We start from the raw sequence: 18,437 nt of genomic DNA, 5'->3' as shown, positions 1-18,437 counted from the left end.
GAAGTCCTGACGCGTGGCGGCATACCCCCTCCATGGCCTCGGGCTCCTCTTGAAGTGCTCGGGCCGGGTATGCGGTTGCCGCACCCGAGCATCCGTCCGAGAAGGTTTTTCGCTGGAATTCAGGCAAGACCTGGAAGAATACTCTTCCTCAACCCCCCCCCCCCCCCCGACGCCATCTGCTTCGAGGAGAACGACATGTCGCTGCCCCCGCTGCGCGCCCTCGCGCTCACGCTTTCGGTGGCTCTCGCCACCGCCACCTCCGCCCCCGCGGCCTCGGGCGCATGGGAAGGCCAGACCTACAACGGAAATGCACCGGGGCTCGAGTCCAATCCCCTCAAGGGCTTCGTTCCGTTCGGAGCGGCCACCCATGGCTTTCCGCACAGCATGGAGTGGTATTATCTGCCATTGAATTCACTGATGACGGGAGGCAACTCTTCGTCGGGGACCTACGCGTATAACTGGGCTGAGCTCGACAGTGCGATGGCCGCGGCGGCCAGCCGGGGAAATCAGATCGTCTTTCGCATCTATCTCGACTACCCGGGCCGGGCCGTGGCCACGCCCCAGTTCCTTATCAACGAGGGCCTGCCCATGCGGTCCTACTCAGACTATGGGAACTCGAGCAGCAAGGCGCCGGATTGGAATAACGGCAATCTGATCAAGGCGCTGGAAGCTTTCATCGGCGCGCTCGGCCAACACCTCGACGGGGATGCGCGGGTCGCCTACGTGACGGCGGGCCTGTATGGGTACTGGGGCGAGTGGCACACCTACCCGCAGGACGCGGACACGTCTGATGGCAAGCCGAACTGGGAGATGTCCCAGGCGAACAAGGATCGGCTGCTGGCACGGTACAAGTCCGCCTTCACCCGGACTCACGTGCTGGTGCGCGACCCGTTGGCCAGCTCGACCTACAAGAATGACTTCGGCTACCACGATGACTCGTTCGCCTATGAGACGCTGCCAGGCGTGAGCTGGCACTTCTGGAGCAAGATGCAGAGCGCCGGCCTCACGGAGAACTGGCGCCGCCGACCCATGGGGGGAGAGCAGCGGCCGGAGATGCAGCCCACGATGTGGAACAGCTGGCCCAATCCGGTGGAGTACTACTATGGCACGCCCACCGAGAACGAAGAGACCGCGATCAAGACCACGCATGCCACGTGGCTGATCAACAACTGGCTGTTCAACAATGCGGTGAACTCCACGCAGTGGAACAATGCCCTCCGGGCGCAGAAGCTCCTGGGCTACGAGCTGTTCGTCTCCTCGGTCCGGCTGCCCAATCCCACGACATCCACCCCGCTGTCCGTGGACATCAACCTCGAGAACCGGGGGGTCGCCCCCTTCTATTATGACTGGAAGTTGGAGTTCATCGTCTTGAACGCGTCCAACACCTGGCTGAAGACCCTGGGGACGACCCAGGTGAACCTGCCCGGGCTCCAGCCTGGAAGCGCGGCCTCCACGAAGAGTTTCAGTGCATCCCACGGGCTGAGCGCGGGCACCGGCTACAAGCTGCTCATGCGGGTCGTGAATCCGATGACCAATGGCAAGCCCGTCAGCTTCGCCAATGCGAAGCAGGGCCAGGACTGGGGGGGCTGGTTGACTTTGGGCTCCTTCGACGTGACGAAGTGACCGTGGGCCAGAGACGGTGTCAAACGACTCGAAACGAGTGACTCGCTTGGCACTGGGCGTCACCCGGCGCTTCCAGCGCGACTCCAGGTAGCGGCCCCAGCCGTGGTACGAGAGGTGTCATGTCGAACTCCTCTTCCCCGCGCCCGCTCGCCGTGCTGGTGGGCGTGCAGCTCCCTGGTGTCTCGGACACCGAACACGCGGCTGACCTCGCCGAGCTCGGGCGGTTGGTGCACACGCTCGGCTACGAAGTCGCCGCGACCGTGAGCCAGCGCCGCGACAGGCTCGCGGCGGGAACGGTCCTCGGGAGCGGAAAGCTCGCGGAGCTGGCCCGGCTCACCGGGGGCCGCGGCATCGTCCCCTCGGGGGCGAAGGGGCGGAAGTCGAAGGCGCGAGAGCGCTGGGAGGCTGAAGCGGAAGAGGCCGAGGAGCAGGAAGCCGAGGCGCAGGAGACCGGGGCCGAAGCGGACGAGGAAATCGCGGACGACGACGAGCTCCCCGAGGAGGCGCTGGAGGCCGAGGCCAGCGAGGAGCCACCCGCGGAGAGGCCCACGGTGGTGGTGGTCGACCACGAGCTCTCGCCCAGCCAGCTGAGCAATCTCGAGAGGGCTACCGGCGCACAGGTGTACGACCGCACGGGCGTCATCGTGGACATCTTCCACCGGCATGCGCGGAGCCGTGAGGCGAAGATGCAGGTGGAGATCGCGCGGCTCAACTACCTCGCCCCGCGCCTGCGCGAGTCGACGGGGAGCCGCGAACGGCAACAGGGCCGGGGCTCGGGTGATTCGGCGGTGGAGCTGGATCGCCGCAAGATTCGCGACCGGCTCGCCGAGCTGCGCGAGGGGCTCGCGGCCATCCAGCACGATCAGGAGAACCGGCGCTACGCCCGGAGGGACCAGCTGCGGGTGGCGCTGGTCGGGTACACCAACGCGGGTAAGTCCTCGCTCATGCGCGCCCTGACGGGAAGCGAGGTGCTGGTGGCGGATCAGCTCTTCGCCACGCTCGACACCACGGTGCGGGCGCTGCAACCGGAGACCCGGCCACGGGTGTTGATCTCGGACACGGTGGGCTTCATCCAGAAGCTGCCGCACGACCTCGTGGCCTCGTTCCGCTCCACGCTGGACGAGGCGCTGGAGGCGTCGCTGCTGCTCTACGTGGTGGATGGCTCGGACCCCACCTGGGAGTCCCAGCTCGAGGTCACCCGCTCGGTGCTCCGGGAAATTGGGGCGCAGAGCGTTCCGAGCCGGCTGTTGTTCAACAAGGCGGACCGGCTTGCGCCCGAGGCCCGGGAGGCCCTGCTCCAGCGGCATCCCGAGGCCCTCGTCCTCTCGGCTCACGCACCGGAGGACGTGGCGGCGCTCCGCCAGACGATCATCGAGTTCTTCGAGCGCTCGATGGTCGAGGCGGAGCTGGTGATTCCCTACGCCCGCCAGGCGCGCATCGGAGAGGTGTACGAGCATGCCCGGGTCCTCTCCGAGGCCTACGACGAGACCGGCCGGCGGCTGAAGGTCCGGGCGCTCCCCGCGGCGATGGCCAGACTCACCCGCGCCTTCCAGACGTGAAGCGAGGAGCTACGACTTGATCATCCGGCTCGAAGCGGGCTTCGAGCCACCGTACGAAGCACCCGTCCTCGAGCCGGAACGTGGCCTTCCATGTCCAGCAGGGAAGGGGGCTTTCACAAAACCGCCCTCGCCACACCCTCTAGAAGGAACCTATCGCGTCCATACCGGGCGCGAACTCGTCAGGAAAGGAGGAATGCCAGATGATGACCTTGTCCGAGAGACAAACCACCGTGCCGACTCCCCGGTACCTGCAGCTCCTCCCTCCCCTGTACAGGGATGCCATCAGGCGGAGGGACGTCAGCTCGAGCGGTCGTGGAATGGAGCCCCTCCAACCAGGCGTGGAGAGGGAGGGCCTCACGGTCCACGAGCTTCGGGCTCTCATGCCGAGGCTCTCCGCCGCACACGCCGCAGAGCTCCTGCCCCACCTCGAGGCAGCGATGGCCGAGGCGAACATCACCACCCCGGCGCGCCGGGCGGCCTTCCTCGCACAGGTGGCCCACGAGAGCGGCGAGCTGCGCTTCTTCGAGGGCGTGGTCTCCCACCTGATGGACGAGGAACCCGAGGGCCTGGGCAACGTCCACCCCGAGGACCCGGTGCGCTACAAGGCCCGCGGCCCCCTGCCAATCACCGGCCGCACCAACTACCGGGCGGCGAGCCGGGCCCTGGGCATCGACCTGGAGCGGGAGCCGGCACGCGTCGCGGAGGCGGAGGTGGGCTTCCGGGTCGCGGCCTGGTACTGGTACAGCCGCGACCTCAACCGTCTGGCGGACGTCGGGGACTTCCGTGAAATCACCCGCCGTATCAACGGGGGCTACAACGGGATGGCCCGGCGCGCGGAGTACTACCGGCGCGCGTTCGAGGTCCTCCAGGAGAGCTGTGGCGAATGCTCAGAACGGGGAGAGGGCTAGGGTGAGGGCATAGGCTTATTCCGGGACGGCCCCCAATACCGGCGTCAAATCCGGATCGGCCTTCTGCATCGCCCGACGATAAGCCTGCCGCGCGCCGATGCGTTGGAGATAGGCCAGAATGTTTGGCCAGGGTGAGAGATCATACGGCTTGAACAGCCGCATCGTGGTCAACGAGAACACGGTCATGATATCCGCCGCCGTCAACTCTTTGCCGGCCAGATAGGGCGCCTCCCCCAGCCGCTTCTCCAAGGTCGAGAAGACCAGCTTGAACCGGTCCTTGGCCGCCTGCAGCGGCGCGTTCTTGTCCGAAGGATCGACGCGCTCCAGACTCCTCACCTGCAAGACGACGGGTTGCAGCGTCCCGTTGGCGAAGTGGAACCAGTAGAGATAGTCGGTGAAACCGGGTTCACCGCGCTTCACAGCGAGCCGGCCATTGCCATAGGTCTGGATCAAATACTCGCAGATCGCCCCGGATTCCCCGAGGACGAGGCCGCCGTCGGTGAGGATCGGCGCCGTGCCCATCGGATGAAGCGCCTTGTATTCCGGCGGGGCCAGTCGGTTGTCGGCCCGGCGCTGATAGCGCTTCAGCTCATAGTCGAGCCCGAGCTCCTCACAGAGCCAGACGATCCGCTCCGATTGCGAACGTCCGAGATGATGCAGCGTCAGCATATGGACTCCGTCCTGAACTCCCTTGCCCGAAGCATTGTCCTGATCATGTGCGAACTGTAAGCTGGGCGAGTCAGCTAGAAAATGCGTGTCCGCATACCGGTATGGCGACTACCACCCTCCCCGAATTTCTCCGCGCTCGCCGCGAGCGGCTTCACCCCGAATCGACCGAGCGGCGTCGCACTCCCGGACTTCGTCGCGAGGAGGTCGCGGCGCGCGCTGGCGTGAGCGTCACCTGGTACACGTGGCTCGAACAAGGTCGCGGCGGCGTGCCGTCCGACGACGTGCTCGAACGCCTCGCTCGCGCACTCGAGCTCGACGACACGAATCGCGAGATGCTGTTCCTGCTCGCTCACGCTCGTCCGCCACCGCGCCGCTACACGCCGCCCGCCGAGGTCACGCCGGCGCTGCAGCGCGTGCTCGACAACCTGCACGTGCCCGCGTTCGTGAAGACGCCGACGTTTCAGATCGTCGCGTGGAATCGCGCCGCCGTGGCGGTGATCGGCGATTACGCCGCGGTTCCCGAGCGCGACCGCAACATGCTGCGCCGGGTCTTTCATCCCGAAGCCGCCGCGTTCCTGCCGCATGCCGATGACATGCATCGCACGTGCCTCGCCGCGTTTCGCGTCGACATCGAGCGTGCGGGAGCCTCAGAAGAAGTTGCCGCGCTCGTCGACGAGTTGATGGAGACGAGCGCGGACTTTCGCCGGCTGTGGGCCGAGAATGAGCTGAGCACGCACGGTGTGAGGTACAGGCGACTCGTCCGACCGAATGTCGGCGAGCTCGTGTTCGAGGCGTCGGTGTTTTCCGTCGACGACAGCAACGGCCTCAGCATGTTTGTCTTGTCACCGGTGGACGACGCTTCCGCGCGTGGGGTCGAACAGCTGATCCGCGAGCTTGCCGAGTAGCGCCGAGAGTTGCTCGCGGGGCGGGCGCTCGGTGGCACCCGCGCCCGATGACGGGTGAGGAGGCTGCTCCTCAGAGCGCCACTCAAACGACTCAGGTCGATACCTCCGGCTCATCGCCCAGGCCCGGGTCGAGCAGCCTCGGGCCCGGCCCCTGCTCGGAGAGCTCGTCCCAGGGGTTGCGCAGTGGGCAGGACTTCAGCGACAGGCAGCCGCAGCCGATGCAGCTGTCCATCTGATCGCGCAGCCGCGTCAGCCTCTGGATGCGGCCGTTCAGCTCATCCCTCCACGCGGCCGACAACGTGGCCCAATCCGCGGCCGAGGGCGTGCGTCCCTCCGGCAGCGATTGCAGGGCGTCTCGGATGGTCGCCAGGGGAATGCCCGCGCGCTGCGCCACCTTGATGATGGCCACCCGGCGCAGCACGTCCCTCGCGTAACGGCGGTGATTGCCAGCGTTGCGCCAGCCGGTGATGAGGCCCTGCGCCTCGTAGAAGTGGAGGGTGGAGACAGCCACCCCGCTGCGCGCCGCCACCTCGCCGACGCTGAGCTCCTTCGTGAAATGCTTCGGGTCGATTCGTGCCATGCACTTCCACCCCTTGACCTCAAGTATAGTTGAGGTTTTATGGATAGGGGCATGAACTTTCAAGCTCCACGAATCCCGAAGCATCCAGCCCTCCGGTCCCCGGAGCCTCTGTCCGCCCGCCTCCCCCCCATCCAGCGTCCCGACGTCGGCCTCGTCCTCTCGAGCCGATGGACGGTGCCCACGCGTGAGGCCCAGCAGGCCGCCGCCAATGCGGCCATGGACGCGTGGGAGCACGTACCGTGGCCGGAGGGGCTGCTCTCATACAGTTGCTTGCTGGGCGAAGACGGGACGACGGTGACCCATTACTCCCAGTGGACCGGCGACGAAGCCCTCCAGCTCTTCCGGAGAAACGACCCACCGGAGCGTGTCCAGGGCATCCTCGCCGCTGTCCCCGGCATCGAACGCCACGGAGTCGTCACCTACCGTCCCTTTCGCGCCTTCGTCGGGGAGGGTCCGTCGGAACCGCCCGGCTGCATCGTCACCGTCGACATCACCTTCGAGGGCCCGGACCCGGAGCGACAGCAGCGCTGGGTGGAAGCAGTGCTCGAGGCCGCCGCCACGGGGAGTCGCTCACAGTCCGGGCTGCTCGCCGCCCACTTCCACCTGAGCACCGACGGCACGCGGGTACTCAACCTGGCCGAGTGGACGGATGCCTCGGCACACCGTGCATTCCTGGAGAGCGCCTCTCCCCAGTGGCACCGCGTGCTGCACTTCCCCGGGCTGAAGGACAATGGGGCCACAGGCACTCCAAGCTGGGCTCAGGCGAGGCAACACCGTCCCTACCGGGGCTTGTTTCTTCCGCCGAGCACGACCTGACGCACAGACCCAGGCCCCCCGACACAGTCTAGACAGACCCTACGAGTCGAGGCAGGCGTGCCCGGTCCACGTACCCGTTCGTGGTGAACCACTGCACGGCATCCGTGAAGGTTTCTTCGAGCGGCCGGAAGCGGAGGCCCAGCGTCCGCTCGGCCTTGGACGAGTCGAAGGCCATGTTCGTCCGCTCGCGGCGCAGCGTGCGGAAGCCCTGCCAGCTCACCAGCACCGGACGCCCGGTGAGCCGTGCCCAGGCCTCGTTCATCAGCGCCAGCGTTCCCAGTAGCGCGTCCGGTACCTGGCGTTCAGGTGCCGGGAGTCCTGTCACTGACGAGAGCACCTCGAGCGCCTCGCCCACGTGCAGGTCCCTGCCCGCCGCCAGGTATCGCTCGCCTCGCTGTCCCTTCTCGGCGGCGGCCACCAGCGCCGCGGCCACGTCCCGCGCGTCCACGTAGGAGAAGCGCGTGTTGATGACGCCGGGCAGCCGGCCGTGCAGGAAGTCCAGGACGAGTTGTCCCGCTGTCGTGGGGCCCGCGTCGCCCGGCCCGTTCATGAAGCCCGGCAGCACCAGCGAGGCGTGCAGGTCCGGGTGGCGCTCCAGGGCGGCGTCCACCTCACGGTCCGCGAGGATTTTCGAGCGATAGTAGGCGTCCGGTTCGTGCTCCGCGTCACGTCTCATCGTCTCGTTGGTGAGGCGGTGGCCCTGCAGAGGCGCCAGCACGGCGATGGAGCTCGTGTGCACCACTCGCCGCACGCCTTGTCCGTACGCCGCCTCCAGCAGTGCGCGCGTGCCCTCCACGTTGATGCGCATCAGCCCCGCCTCGTGACTGCCTCCCTTGTAGCTGTCCCGGAAGTAGGCTGCGGTGTGGAAGAGCACGTCCGCGCCCCGCATCGCGGGCGCGAAGGACCCCACGTTCTCCAGGTCGCCTTCGACGAGCTCCACCGGCACGCCGGCCAGCAGCTTTCGGGCCCTTTCGGGTGAGCGTACCAGCGCCTTCACCGTCACTCCGCGTGACGTGAGCAGGCGGACCAGGTTGTTTCCAAGCAGTCCGGTGCTGCCGGTAACGAATGCCGTCTTCATGGATGGGGCCTCCGAGCATGCGGGCGCCCGACGCGGGCTCCCTCGTTGACACCAGGGGTATCCCCCTGTTGCGCTACACGCCACACGGGCAAACGGGTGTTGCATTCATGCAAGGGCCACTGAATGAACTGGGATGACCTCCGCTACCTCCTCACCGTGGAGCGAGCCGGCTCGCTGTCCGCGGCGGCTCGCGTGCTGGGGGTCGTCACCTCGACCGTGGGCCGCCGGATGACGGCGCTGGAGCGGCGCCTGGGCACCCGGCTGCTCGCCCGCGTCCCCGAGGGCGTCCGGCTGACGCCCGAGGGCCGCGCGCTGGTTCGCACCGCCGCGTCCATCGAGTCGCAGCTCCACAGCGCCGAGCGCGGGCTGAAGCACGAAGAGGGGCAGCTCGAGGGGCCGGTGCGTCTGACCACGGGCGATGGCTTCGTGGCGTTCCTCAATCCCTGGCTGGCGCGCTTCCGGGAGCGCCACCCGGGGGTGCGCGTGGAACTGTCCATCGACACGAGGCTGGTGGACCTGGCGCGCCAGGAGGCGGACCTGGGCGTGCGCACCGTACGTCCCAAGGGAGACTCGTTGGTGGCGCGCAAGGTGGGGCAGCTGGCCTGGAGGCTCTATGCCAGCGCTCGCTACCTGGAGCGCGCCGCGCCTCTGCGCTCACCGGAAGATCTGGCGGGGCATGCGGTCGTGGGCTTCGACGCGGCGCTCGCGCGCATGCAGCAGCTCCGCTGGTTGGAAGAGTGGGGCGCCGGGCGCTTCGTCTTTCGCAGCAACGCGGCCGTGGCGGTGGCGGGCGCGGTGGCCGCCCACCAGGGCATAGCGGTGTTGCCTTGCGCGCTGGCCAGTCTCTACCCGGAGCTGCGGCCCGTCCTCCCGGAGGTGGAGTTGCCCCCGGAGGACGTGTGGCTCGTGGCCTCGCGCGAGGCCCGGAAGGTGCCACGGGTGCGCGCGTTGATGGGCTTTCTCGCCGGGCAGTTCGAGGAATCACGCTCCGTAATGCTGGGCGTGCGCTGAGGTCCACCCCTTTCCAAACACGCCTGCCTCGCCCGCTCAGGGCTCGCAGAATCCGCCGCGCACCCACTCGTTGGCGATGTCCCGGGTGAACTTGAAGGTCACGGGCACGCGATGCTTCGCGACGGTCGCACCAGCGTCGTCGATGGCCGAGAGCAGCGCGTGGGGCTCATACTCATCGGCCACGATCTCGAGCCGAACCTCGTACCAGCGGCCCTCCCAGGCGATGGAGAGCTTTCGGGTCAGGGCCTGGTCGCGCTGTCGCGCGGAGCGATCAAGGACCTCCGAGGCCGTCTTCACGAAGGTGGCGAACGCCGCCGCATCGAAGGGCTTGGGGTTCTTCTTGTCGCGGCCCATCACCCACGGGCTGATGAGGACGGGCTCGGAGAGCCCCTGCTTGCGGATCTCCACGGCCCAGCCGTCATCCTCTTCGTTCTTGATGACCCTGGCCGCCCAGCCGTTCTTCCGCCAGAACGTGGGCTCCATGACTTCAGGCTCGGCAGGCGTGCGCTCGGCGCTCATGGGCGTTCCTCATCCCCGCGGGTTGCCATTCGCCAAGGAAGTATCCATTGCCTGAACAAAAGTCCAGCACGCAGAGCCCCCGCCATGCGGTGACGGGGGCGAGGACGAGCATCCCGTGGTCCGCTACGGTGCGATCGTCAGGGAGTCGAGGTTGACGTGGGCCGAGTCTCCCGAGCCGTAGACGTAGGCGAGGGTATTGGTGCCCGCGTTCAGTGGGATTCGCGCGGTGTAGGTCGACCAGGTGTTCCAGTCCGCCGTCGCGGGCAGGGTGAGCTGGGTGCGCACGCCATTCACCACCATGGTGAGCGTCCTGGCCGAGCCGTTGCCGTTGCTGTACTTCAGGGTCGCGGAGTAGGTGCCCGCCGTGCTGGCTTGCAGGGTGAACGTGGTGGTCGCGCCGGAGTTCCAGTACCCGGCGACGAACCCGCGTCCGGAGTAGCCCGGGTGGTCGTTCTGGACGATCGCGCCCGATGACAGCGCCGCGTCCTCCGCCTCGAGCACGCTCGTCACGGGGGGAGGGGGGGGAGTGCTCGGGGTGCCATCGACCACGACCGTTCGCGCCACCCCAGCCGCGACGCGCACCGCGGTGTACGGACCGTAGACATCGACCCCCGTCGTCCACCCCTCGCCCGTGGCGGCCTTGAGCGCCGCGAGGTCGCCGTAGCGGGTGGGGGCGGTCCCGTTGATCCGCGCCGCCGTGCCCATCGTGGCGTTGACCTTCACGATGTAGTGGGTGAGCGCCGGGCTGAAGCTGCCGGTCTTCGCCTGGGTCTCCACGGTGACGGAGGTGCTCGTGCGCTGCGCGGTGATGCGCTGCTTGAAGAAGACCCCGTTCTCATAGGCCCGCGTCAGGCCGTCGTCGTCGTAGAGGGTGAACTCGCTCCGGGCCGTGGTGGGGAAGACATCGAGGTCGATCTGCTTGACGGGCTTCTCGCTCACGTACTGCAGCACCTCCTGGGTCGGGAGGATGGCGCCCGCCTTGACGAACAGCGGGATGTCCTGCCAGGTGGACGCGTTGACCGGGTAGTTGAAGGTGAGGGGGCCCGTGTAGACGGAGCCACGGGTGTAGTCGATCCAGGTGCCCGCGGGCAGGTACACCTGCTTGCTGGCCGCCCCCTGCTCGACGACGGGAGCCACGAGCAGCGACTCGCCGAACATCCACTCGCTGGTGAGGTTCGCGGCGTTCGGATCGGTGGGGTAGTCGTAGAACAGGGGCCGCACCAGACCGATGCCTGTCTCGTGATTGATCCGTTCATGGGCATACAGGTAGGGCATCAACCGGCTGCGCAGCTCGATCGCGCCCTTGGCCGCGCTCTCCGCGGTGGCCCCGTAGACCCACGGTTGGCGCTGCTTGCCATCTACGCCGTGGACCCGGTAGATGGGCACGAACGCGCCGAACTGCATCCAGCGCGCGTAGTTCTCCGAGGACGGATCCCCGAAGAAGCCGCCGATGTCCATGCCCCATTTGCTCTCGCCGATGTTGATGCTGGTGAGCATGCGGGTGCGCTGATCGGCCATATTGCCGAACCCGGATTCGATGTCGCCGGACCACATGCCGTAGCCGTAGCGCTGGGCGCCGAGGTAGAAGTTGCGGTTGAGCGAGAACACCCGCCGGTCCGAGACCGCTCGCTGCCCCTCATACAGCGACCGCTGCATGTTGAAGTGCTGGAGGCTGTTGAACAGCGTTCCGTTCGCCTCGTCGGCCTCGTCGTTCCACCAGCCCGCGATGCCCGCGTCGAACAGCGTCCGGGAGTGCTGCCAATACCAGTCACGGCACGTCTGCTTGGAGAAGTCGACGTCGTTGGCGGGCCGGCCGGAGAAGTACTCGTTGTAATCGGCCAGGCCCGGGTAGAAGCAGTTGTTGGTGCGCGCCCACTGTCCCTGCGCTGTGATGCCTCCGCCCGCCTTCCCGACGATCACCCGAGGCTTCATGATCCCCATCAACATGACGCCCCTGGCCGCCATGTCCCGGGCGAACGTCCCGGCCGCCCCGCTGGGGAACTTGTTCGGGTGCACGTTGCCGCTGGCGGAGGTCGAGTTCCACCGGAACTCGCCGTAGTCGTCCTCGCCCCAGGCCTTGAAGTCGAAGTCCAGGGTGAAGGCATCCAGGGGGATCTTTCGATCCCGGTAGCCCTGGACGATCGAGGTGACCTCCGTCTGCGTGGTGCCCCACTCGCTGTTGTTGAACCCCAGGGCCCACTTGGGTGACAGGGCGGGCTTGCCGGAGATCTCCGCGACGCCCGCCATCACCTGCCGGGGCGGACCGACCAGGACGTAGTACGCGACGTTGCGAGTCGACACGCCACTGAACTCCAGGGTGGTGTCGGTGATGGCGAAGTCCCCATCGATGGAGTCCACCAGCAACCCATAACGGTGGGTGAAGGCGAGCGGAGCCCCACCGTCCCCCTGCATGTTGGCGTTGACCCGGCCGCCGTCGTTGCGCTGCATGCCCTCGGCGAGGTTCTGCTTGGGATCCTTCTCGGCCCAGGGCACCGGGTTGCCGGTGATGCCGTAGAACGCCTGTCCGGACCCATGGTTGAACTTCACCCCGTCCGCATACACGCCCTCGGCGGCCTGCTCGCTTAGCACCAGCGCTCCCGTGGCGTCGAAGACGGAGAGGCGGGCGGGATTCCGGCTGATCTTCACGGTCAGCTGCGCCGTGGTGACCACGATGGGATTGGACGCCATGTCGGCGGAGATGATGTTGCCCGTGGCCCACGTCTTGGCGGGATCGATGACGGCGGTAGGGGGATCGGCGACGCCACCGGGGCGGTAGTCCACCTTGACGATGTCCGGGCGCAGGGCCTGGACAAGGAGCCTGTCACCGCCGACGGTGAGGGTGAGGGTGTCACCCGAGAGGGACGCACTGGTGACGGACCCGAGGGCGGCGTGAGCGGGCAGGGCCGACAGGCTGACCCCGGCCACAGAGGAGAGCAACGTGGTCGCGAGCAACCTCGCTCGGCGGCGGTGAGACGCGAACATGAGACAACCTCCCGGAACGGGAATGCGCGTGACGCGGCGCGCGAAGGCCGATCAGCTGAGCCCGGCATCAGAGCGGAAGGAAGCCGCGGACGCGCTGCCAGAGTCAGGACCCCCTGAACCGGGAGTCTCTGGGATCATGACACCGGGAAATCAGGCTCGTAAATCAAAACCGTTAAAACAGTAAAGAATTGATTTTGCGGGAAATGTCGCACCGCGTGATTCCCCGCGCCGCCGTGGCCTGGGGGTACTCGAGGGCGCGCTCAATGACACCAAGCCAACTGCGCAGGCCCTTGCGCCGGGGCGAGCTGAGCAGGCCGCGTGGGTCGTTCCAGGTGCTCCAAAATGGCGCCAAACCCGTCGGGTGCCGTCAGGTACGACGGCAGCCGGTAACAAGAAGGGCGCGAAACCGTTCAACAACCCGTTCCGGAATCTCAAACGCTGAGACTGCTCCACACGGAGATTTTCAGTGGAATCGTGAGTCTCAGGGAAACCTTGAACGACGCTCCGGTACGCTGTTGCATCAGCACCTCAACAGCGAAGGGGAGGGTTTCATGTTTCTTCGTGGGCTCGCGATGGCCGCCGTCGTTTCTGTCTTCGGGATGGGCTGTGGTGGAGTGGAAGTGACGGAAGGTGCCGAGAGCGGTGAGCAGCTCGGGCAAGACACCTCCGAGCTCAGCGACAGCTGTGAGGTGCTCCAGACCAGGAACTGTGTTTATGACACGTCGAGGGGCTGTCAGTGGAACAGTGGCGCTCTGGGCGAGTGCTACTGCCAGGATGTCCCCTTCAACAAGTGGTTCTGCTGGGTCAACGACTGACGTCCCTGCCGCAACCGTCTCTTGCCGGGGGTGCTTCGGCGTCTCCCCGCTGTGTCAGATGACTTGCAAGGGAAGGTGTCGATACGAGTCCTTTGACACCTTCCCGGAGACACTTCGTCAGGGGACCCCTCCGGGCGCGGTCTTCAGCAACTTGTCCGACTGTCGGACAAGTTGGAGAAAAGCGCGGCCGGAGGGAAGCAGGGATGAGCAGGACTTTCTTCTCCTGACTCAGGCCTCCGCGTAGGTCTCGATGAAATCGTTGATGACGCCCACGATGTGCGTCCTCTCCTTCAGCGGCTCCTTGCTGGCCGCTGCCTGGGGCGCCTCGTTCGCCTCCTCCGCACCTGCTTGGGGGAGCGCAAAAGCCTCACGAGTTCCGAAAGACGCTCGGGGTCCCCTCACTTCCCCTCCTTCACAATTCTGAAGAGACCGGCGGTGTTGAGGAAGACGACTCTGGCGGGATGCCGCACGTTGTACTCGATGCCAACGGCTGTATGTGCGGCCCTGCCAAGAAAAGCGCCCCAGGGCTCCCAGGAGCCTGGCTTGCGGCCAGGGAGCGTGCAGGAGGGCGGCTCCGCGTGAGCGCCGAGGGCCGCCACGAGCACCACTAGAAAACCCGCCAGCCCCAAGCTGCTCCTCGTCCTGGTTCCACGCTCTTTACATGGCCAACATGCTCCTCTCCCGTCAAGACACGCTTCAAGGGCTGACAGCGCACTCGGATGGCCGCCTGTTTCGTCTGAGCGGCCCGCAACCTGGGCGCGGCCACGGGTTGGGGTTGATGGTCCCAGTCAAAGCGTCAGCCAATCCACATCCTGCGGTTTGTCCTCCCACCGGGCCCATCCGCCGTCATCGAGGCAGTCTCGAAAAGAGGGGAATCCGCTATTGACATGGTGCCAATAGCGACTCAGCATTCCTTTCACAATGAGCCACTCCCAGCAGGTCACAACCCTCGAGCTTCACCAGCCCGAGGCGCGCGACGGCCGCGCGGTGACCATGGCATGGCGGGCGAGCTCAGCGAGGCGCTCGACGACGATCCTCTCCGCGAACCTCTGCCTTGGGAACACGCAGCGAAGGAGGAGTGACCTATGAGCGGAGTGAGGATGTCGTTTGCATCGAGCGGAACCGCTGTTCCGTTCATTCGAACGTTGCTTGCGGCGGGGACGCTGGCGATACCCAGCATCTCCGCCGCCAGTGATCTGCTCGGCAGTAGCCGAGGCGGCTCGGTCCAGTGGGACTTCTGCTACGGCAAGCCGGACAGTGCCGTCTTGCCGGTGGACCCACGAACCCTGGTGCAGCCAGGCATCAGCAACGGCCGGGCGGTGCACTTCAATGCCTTCTGGAAGAACTGTCATGTCGATCCGGTGGCGGTGCAGGAGGAAGGCCCTGCGCAGACCTGCGGCGAGCTGCGTGAGCGCTTCAATCGTGGCGAGGCGCTGCTGACGAACGGCCATCCAGGAGTGGGCGCGCTGTTCACCGGCACCGACCCCACGCTCCCTGAGTCGGCGCTCGGCATCTCCACCTTCACCGCGGCGCAGTACAACGAGCTGTGGCGCATCTGGGGCTTTATATTCCGTCCCGACAACTTCGACGCCTTGGTGGCCCAGCGCTACGGATCGGGGCTGAGCACCGAGCGCAATCCCTATCCGCTGCCTGGGCAGGACCCGAATCGCACCAACGGCGGCAGTGGTCAGCTGCCGCAGATGCTCACGCAGCTGCGCAACCGGGATGGAAGCTGGAGCGGACGTATCGGCGTCACCTGCCATGCCTGCCACAGCGGCGTGGTGGGCGCGCCCGCGGACGGCCCGGGCCTCGGGGTGCTGATGGGTGGCGGCAGCAGCCTGGCGGACCTGGACCTGTTCCTGAGCGACCTGCTGCCCCTGGGCTATCCAGCGTCGCTGGCCACATTCCTGAACCTCAACCGCACCCGCGGCACCAACAACGCCAGCGACATCAACCTCGCCTTCCTGTTCCCGGACGAGGAGCCGCTGACGCCCGCCGAGGTGATTGGCATCATCAACTCCGGCTCGACCGCCGGAATGGATACGCCCGCATGGTGGAACATGGGGCACCGGCCGGTGAAGTTTGTCGACGGGGTGTTCCCCATGGATGCGCCACGCGTGGACATGGTGTTCTACACGCCCTTCTTCGGCCTGTTCGGCGGAATCGGCGGGCCCGTGAGCGAAGCGGGGCAGGACTGGATGCGCGCCAACGGTCCGGCGCTCAACACCTGGGTCGATTCGCTCAAGTCGCCGCCCTATCCATTGCCAATCAACCAGACGCTGGCCGAGCAGGGGGCGGTTCTGTTCCACACGCTCGACATGTGGGCGCCGGAGCGCAAAAACCCCGTGCCACGACCTCAGGGCAACGGGTCCTGTGCGAGCTGTCACGGTGCCTACTCGCCCCGCTACGTCAATGATCCGGCGTTCCTCGCGACACCGACGCTGGAGGGCATGGCGAGCTACATCGTGCCGCTGCGAATCATCGGCACGGACCCAGTCCGCGTGAACACCAACAACAAAGCGGTGCAGTCCGCCGGCGCCAAGAACTTCTTCGGCTATCCGCCGACGGCCGGCACCGCTCAGGACTGCGGTCCGCAGAATCAGCCGCATCTTCGTGGAGATCGCGAGCTCGGCTATCTCGCGCCGCCACTGTTCGGTGTCTGGGCCACCGCGCCGTACTTCCACAACGGCTCGGTTCCCAACGTCTGGGAAGTGCTCAAGCCGTCCGACCGCAAGCCCATCTGGCGCCGCGTCTCCGCTCCACCGCGCTGGGACCAGCCTGGCGTGATCATGGGCTTCGACACCAACCTGCAACGCGCCTACGACTCCACCAAGCTCGGCTGGAAGTACGACACCATCGCCTGCCAGTGGCGCACGCCTTTGAATCCGGCGGTGTCGCCGTACATCAATTGCGCTCCGGGCGACGAGTTCCGCACGCCCCTGGCGCAAGAGATGATGAACGTGCTCTTCAGCAACCTGATCGTCTCGTGGAACATCTTCTTTCCGCCGACGCGCACGCGGCAGCAACTTGAGGACCGGAAGATCTACAACACCCATGCGTTCGGCCAGGACAACGGCGGACATGAGTTCAATGCTGTGCTCACCGATCCGGAGCGCGTGGCGCTGATCGAGTACCTCAAGACGCTGTGATCAAGGAGAGTCCTGTCGGTCCGCCAGGAGGCGTGCGCTTCCTGGCGGGCGCACCTGCTGGATGAACTTGGCCCCCTCCGCTTCATCCCTCACGGACCTGCTTCCAATAGGCCTCTTGGTACGCGTCATCCTTGGTAATCTCCGGGCATGAGCTCAACCCATATCCGCCGCCACGTGAGAGCCCCCCGCGAGCGTGTCTATCGCGCGCTTCTGGATGTTCGCGCGGTGGCGCTGTGGAAGGTGCCGGATGGCATGACCAGCCATATCCACACGTTCGAGCCCCACGAAGGTGGCTCGATCCGCATCTCGCTCACGTACGAGGCGCCAACCGGCACCGGCAAGACGACCGCGCACACCGACACGTACCATGGCCGCTTCGTGAAGCTCGTGCCGAACGAGCAGGTGGTCGAAGTGGACGAGTTCGAGACGGCAGACCCCGCGCTGCGCGGCGAGATGACCATCTCCATCACGCTCACCGATGCAGACGGCGGCACCGACATCCTCGCCGTACACGAGGGACTTCCTAGCGGCGTGTCTCCCGCCGACAACGAGCTCGGCTGGCAGTTGTCACTCGCAAAGCTCGCGGCGCTTGTCGAGGCGGGTTGAAACGGAAGCGCTCGCCGCGTCAGCGGAGGGTCACACCTTGCGCACTCTGGTTCATCTCTTTCCTTGGGGCCCCCTCATGTCTCTTCGCTCACGCACCCGCCCTCACGTCTGGGGGATGGTGCTCGCCACGTCGCTCTCGATTCCTCCGGCCCATGCACGCGAAAACGTGCTCGTTATCCGCTCGCCAGAGCCGGACGCGGTCCAGACGGTTGTGACCGGTCAGGGCCCCGCCGCGAGCGTCGCCATGCCAGACGGCCCCGCCTCCATGACGCCGCGCTGGCTCGTCGCGCGGGCGGACCTCCACTGGACCTGCCCGGACAGCAAGGCGGTGGCGCTGGAGGTCAAGACCGACAAGGGTCCGAACGCCCGGCCTCGCACCTTCGAACTGTTGCGCACGCACGGCCTGCATGGTGCCTCGACGCAGATGGAGCTGTACCTGTGGGAGGTCTCCGCAGTGAAGGCCGCGTGCGCCAGCGAGGGCGAGGTCCGCGTGGACTCCGTCCCGGTGAAGCTGACCCTGCGGTGTGAGGGCGGTCAGGTCTTCCAACATCAGCAGGTCATCCCCCTCCAAGCACGGTGCCGGCCCTTGGCACCTTCCGAGGAAGCCGTGACGGGCCTGACCGGCTCCGAGAACGAGCGGGATCGGGGGAGCTACCAGCAGATGCTGGGCAAGTTCGCCCTCATGACGCCCGACCTTTCTCCCAGTGAGCTGAGCCTGGGCAAGAAGGGAACCTTGGAGTTCTCCGATGTGTTGCGCAGGGCCTGGACCCCCGAGTTCCAGGCCCTCCGCGTGGTCAAGCTTGGCGCGAAGGGCGAGATCCTCGAGCGCCAGCCTCCGGTTCCCCTGTCTGGAGACCCGGAGGATCCGGTCTTCGCGCCTCGGCTCACGCTTACGCCCAGTAAGGCGGAGACGCTCCGCTTCGCGCTGGAGGCTGAGTACCCGGATGGCTCGAGGCTACTCTCCCAGCCCGCCGAGGTCCGGGTCCTGACCCCCAAGCAGCAAGCCGCCCAGGCCGCCCGGGTGATTCCCCCGGCCAGGCGCATGCAATTCCTCGAGGAGCTGCAAAAACAGATGGGGGCATTGGATTGTGGCCCGGTGCTGATCCAGTGGATCCAGAAGCAACCCGTCATCGAGGACGCGGGCCAGTCGAAGGACAGTGGCCTCTGGTATCGCTTCTCCGACGGGCAGATGGGCATCGTGCACTGCCACTGATCGT

The 18,437-nt window shown here is 66.5% G+C and carries 16 protein-coding genes; 10 read left to right on the top strand and 6 right to left on the bottom strand.

What is annotated here, in order from left to right:
* The first annotated feature begins 195 nt into the window (after positions 1–195).
* From F0U60_RS32985 to F0U60_RS32975, 3 genes are all read left to right on the top strand, one after another.
* On the top strand, positions 196–1,623 hold the full coding sequence (locus F0U60_RS32985) for a DUF4832 domain-containing protein (RefSeq protein ID WP_395805887.1): 1,428 nt from the start codon (positions 196–198) through the stop codon (positions 1,621–1,623).
* Between the two features lie 119 nt (positions 1,624–1,742).
* Positions 1,743–3,182, top strand: a complete 1,440-nt coding sequence (gene hflX / locus F0U60_RS32980; protein WP_395805885.1) for a GTPase HflX — start codon at positions 1,743–1,745, stop codon at positions 3,180–3,182.
* 380 nt (positions 3,183–3,562) lie between these two features.
* Entirely contained in the window at positions 3,563–4,090 is a 528-nt protein-coding gene (locus F0U60_RS32975; RefSeq protein WP_395805883.1) for a glycoside hydrolase family 19 protein, read from the top strand.
* A 15-nt stretch (positions 4,091–4,105) separates the two neighbouring features.
* Here the strand turns inward: F0U60_RS32975 and F0U60_RS32970 are convergent, their stop codons facing one another.
* Entirely contained in the window at positions 4,106–4,759 is a 654-nt protein-coding gene (locus tag F0U60_RS32970) for a glutathione S-transferase family protein (RefSeq protein ID WP_395805881.1), read from the bottom strand.
* Positions 4,760–4,860: 101 nt separating this feature from the next.
* On the opposite strand from F0U60_RS32970, the gene F0U60_RS32965 reads away from it, so the two are divergent.
* Positions 4,861–5,664, top strand: a complete 804-nt coding sequence (locus F0U60_RS32965) for a helix-turn-helix transcriptional regulator (RefSeq protein WP_395805879.1) — start codon at positions 4,861–4,863, stop codon at positions 5,662–5,664.
* Between the two features lie 91 nt (positions 5,665–5,755).
* On the opposite strand, the gene soxR is transcribed toward F0U60_RS32965, so the two are convergent.
* Positions 5,756–6,244: a redox-sensitive transcriptional activator SoxR gene (soxR, locus tag F0U60_RS32960; protein ID WP_395805877.1), complete on the bottom strand. Its 489-nt coding sequence runs from the start codon at positions 6,242–6,244 to the stop codon at positions 5,756–5,758.
* A 174-nt stretch (positions 6,245–6,418) separates the two neighbouring features.
* Here soxR and F0U60_RS32955 point away from each other — a divergent pair, with 174 nt between their 5' ends.
* Positions 6,419–7,060 carry an antibiotic biosynthesis monooxygenase gene (locus tag F0U60_RS32955; protein ID WP_395805875.1) on the top strand — a complete coding sequence of 214 codons (642 nt, stop codon included), beginning with the start codon at positions 6,419–6,421 and terminating at the stop codon, positions 7,058–7,060.
* A 28-nt stretch (positions 7,061–7,088) separates the two neighbouring features.
* On the opposite strand, the gene F0U60_RS32950 is transcribed toward F0U60_RS32955, so the two are convergent.
* Entirely contained in the window at positions 7,089–8,138 is a 1,050-nt protein-coding gene (locus tag F0U60_RS32950) for an SDR family oxidoreductase (RefSeq protein WP_395805873.1), read from the bottom strand.
* Between the two features lie 123 nt (positions 8,139–8,261).
* Here F0U60_RS32950 and F0U60_RS32945 point away from each other — a divergent pair, with 123 nt between their 5' ends.
* The gene (locus F0U60_RS32945; RefSeq protein WP_395805871.1) at positions 8,262–9,149 is read left to right on the top strand and encodes a LysR family transcriptional regulator; all 888 of its coding nucleotides are present in this window, start codon (positions 8,262–8,264) and stop codon (positions 9,147–9,149) included.
* 36 nt (positions 9,150–9,185) lie between these two features.
* Here F0U60_RS32945 and F0U60_RS32940 read toward each other — a convergent pair whose 3' ends face one another.
* Both F0U60_RS32940 and F0U60_RS32935 read right to left on the bottom strand, forming a co-directional pair.
* Positions 9,186–9,668 (bottom strand): hypothetical protein, encoded by a 483-nt coding sequence (locus F0U60_RS32940; protein ID WP_395805869.1) that lies wholly within the window; start codon positions 9,666–9,668, stop codon positions 9,186–9,188.
* Between the two features lie 123 nt (positions 9,669–9,791).
* Positions 9,792–12,650 (bottom strand): TIM-barrel domain-containing protein, encoded by a 2,859-nt coding sequence (locus F0U60_RS32935; RefSeq protein WP_395805867.1) that lies wholly within the window; start codon positions 12,648–12,650, stop codon positions 9,792–9,794.
* Positions 12,651–13,201: 551 nt separating this feature from the next.
* Between F0U60_RS32935 and F0U60_RS32930 the strand changes: the two genes are divergently transcribed.
* Entirely contained in the window at positions 13,202–13,465 is a 264-nt protein-coding gene (locus tag F0U60_RS32930; RefSeq protein WP_395805865.1) for a hypothetical protein, read from the top strand.
* A gap of 228 nt (positions 13,466–13,693) precedes the next feature.
* On the opposite strand, the gene F0U60_RS32925 is transcribed toward F0U60_RS32930, so the two are convergent.
* Positions 13,694–13,867 (bottom strand): hypothetical protein, encoded by a 174-nt coding sequence (locus F0U60_RS32925; RefSeq protein WP_395805863.1) that lies wholly within the window; start codon positions 13,865–13,867, stop codon positions 13,694–13,696.
* A 698-nt stretch (positions 13,868–14,565) separates the two neighbouring features.
* Between F0U60_RS32925 and F0U60_RS32920 the strand changes: the two genes are divergently transcribed.
* The 3 genes from F0U60_RS32920 (at position 14,566) to F0U60_RS32910 (ending at position 18,433) form a co-directional block, all read left to right on the top strand.
* Positions 14,566–16,614 (top strand): hypothetical protein, encoded by a 2,049-nt coding sequence (locus tag F0U60_RS32920; protein WP_395805861.1) that lies wholly within the window; start codon positions 14,566–14,568, stop codon positions 16,612–16,614.
* Positions 16,615–16,761: 147 nt separating this feature from the next.
* Complete coding sequence (locus F0U60_RS32915) at positions 16,762–17,220, top strand: SRPBCC family protein (protein ID WP_395805859.1); 459 nt, start codon at positions 16,762–16,764, stop codon at positions 17,218–17,220.
* A 76-nt stretch (positions 17,221–17,296) separates the two neighbouring features.
* Positions 17,297–18,433: a hypothetical protein gene (locus F0U60_RS32910; RefSeq protein WP_395805857.1), complete on the top strand. Its 1,137-nt coding sequence runs from the start codon at positions 17,297–17,299 to the stop codon at positions 18,431–18,433.
* Positions 18,434–18,437 lie beyond the last annotated feature (4 nt).

Origin of the sequence: Archangium minus, assembly GCF_044360475.1 — a bacterium.
Classification (GTDB): Bacteria; Myxococcota; Myxococcia; order Myxococcales; family Myxococcaceae; genus Archangium; species Archangium minus.
The sequence above is the reverse complement of the archived record's forward strand: the minus strand, read 5'-3'. Positions and strand labels throughout refer to the sequence as shown.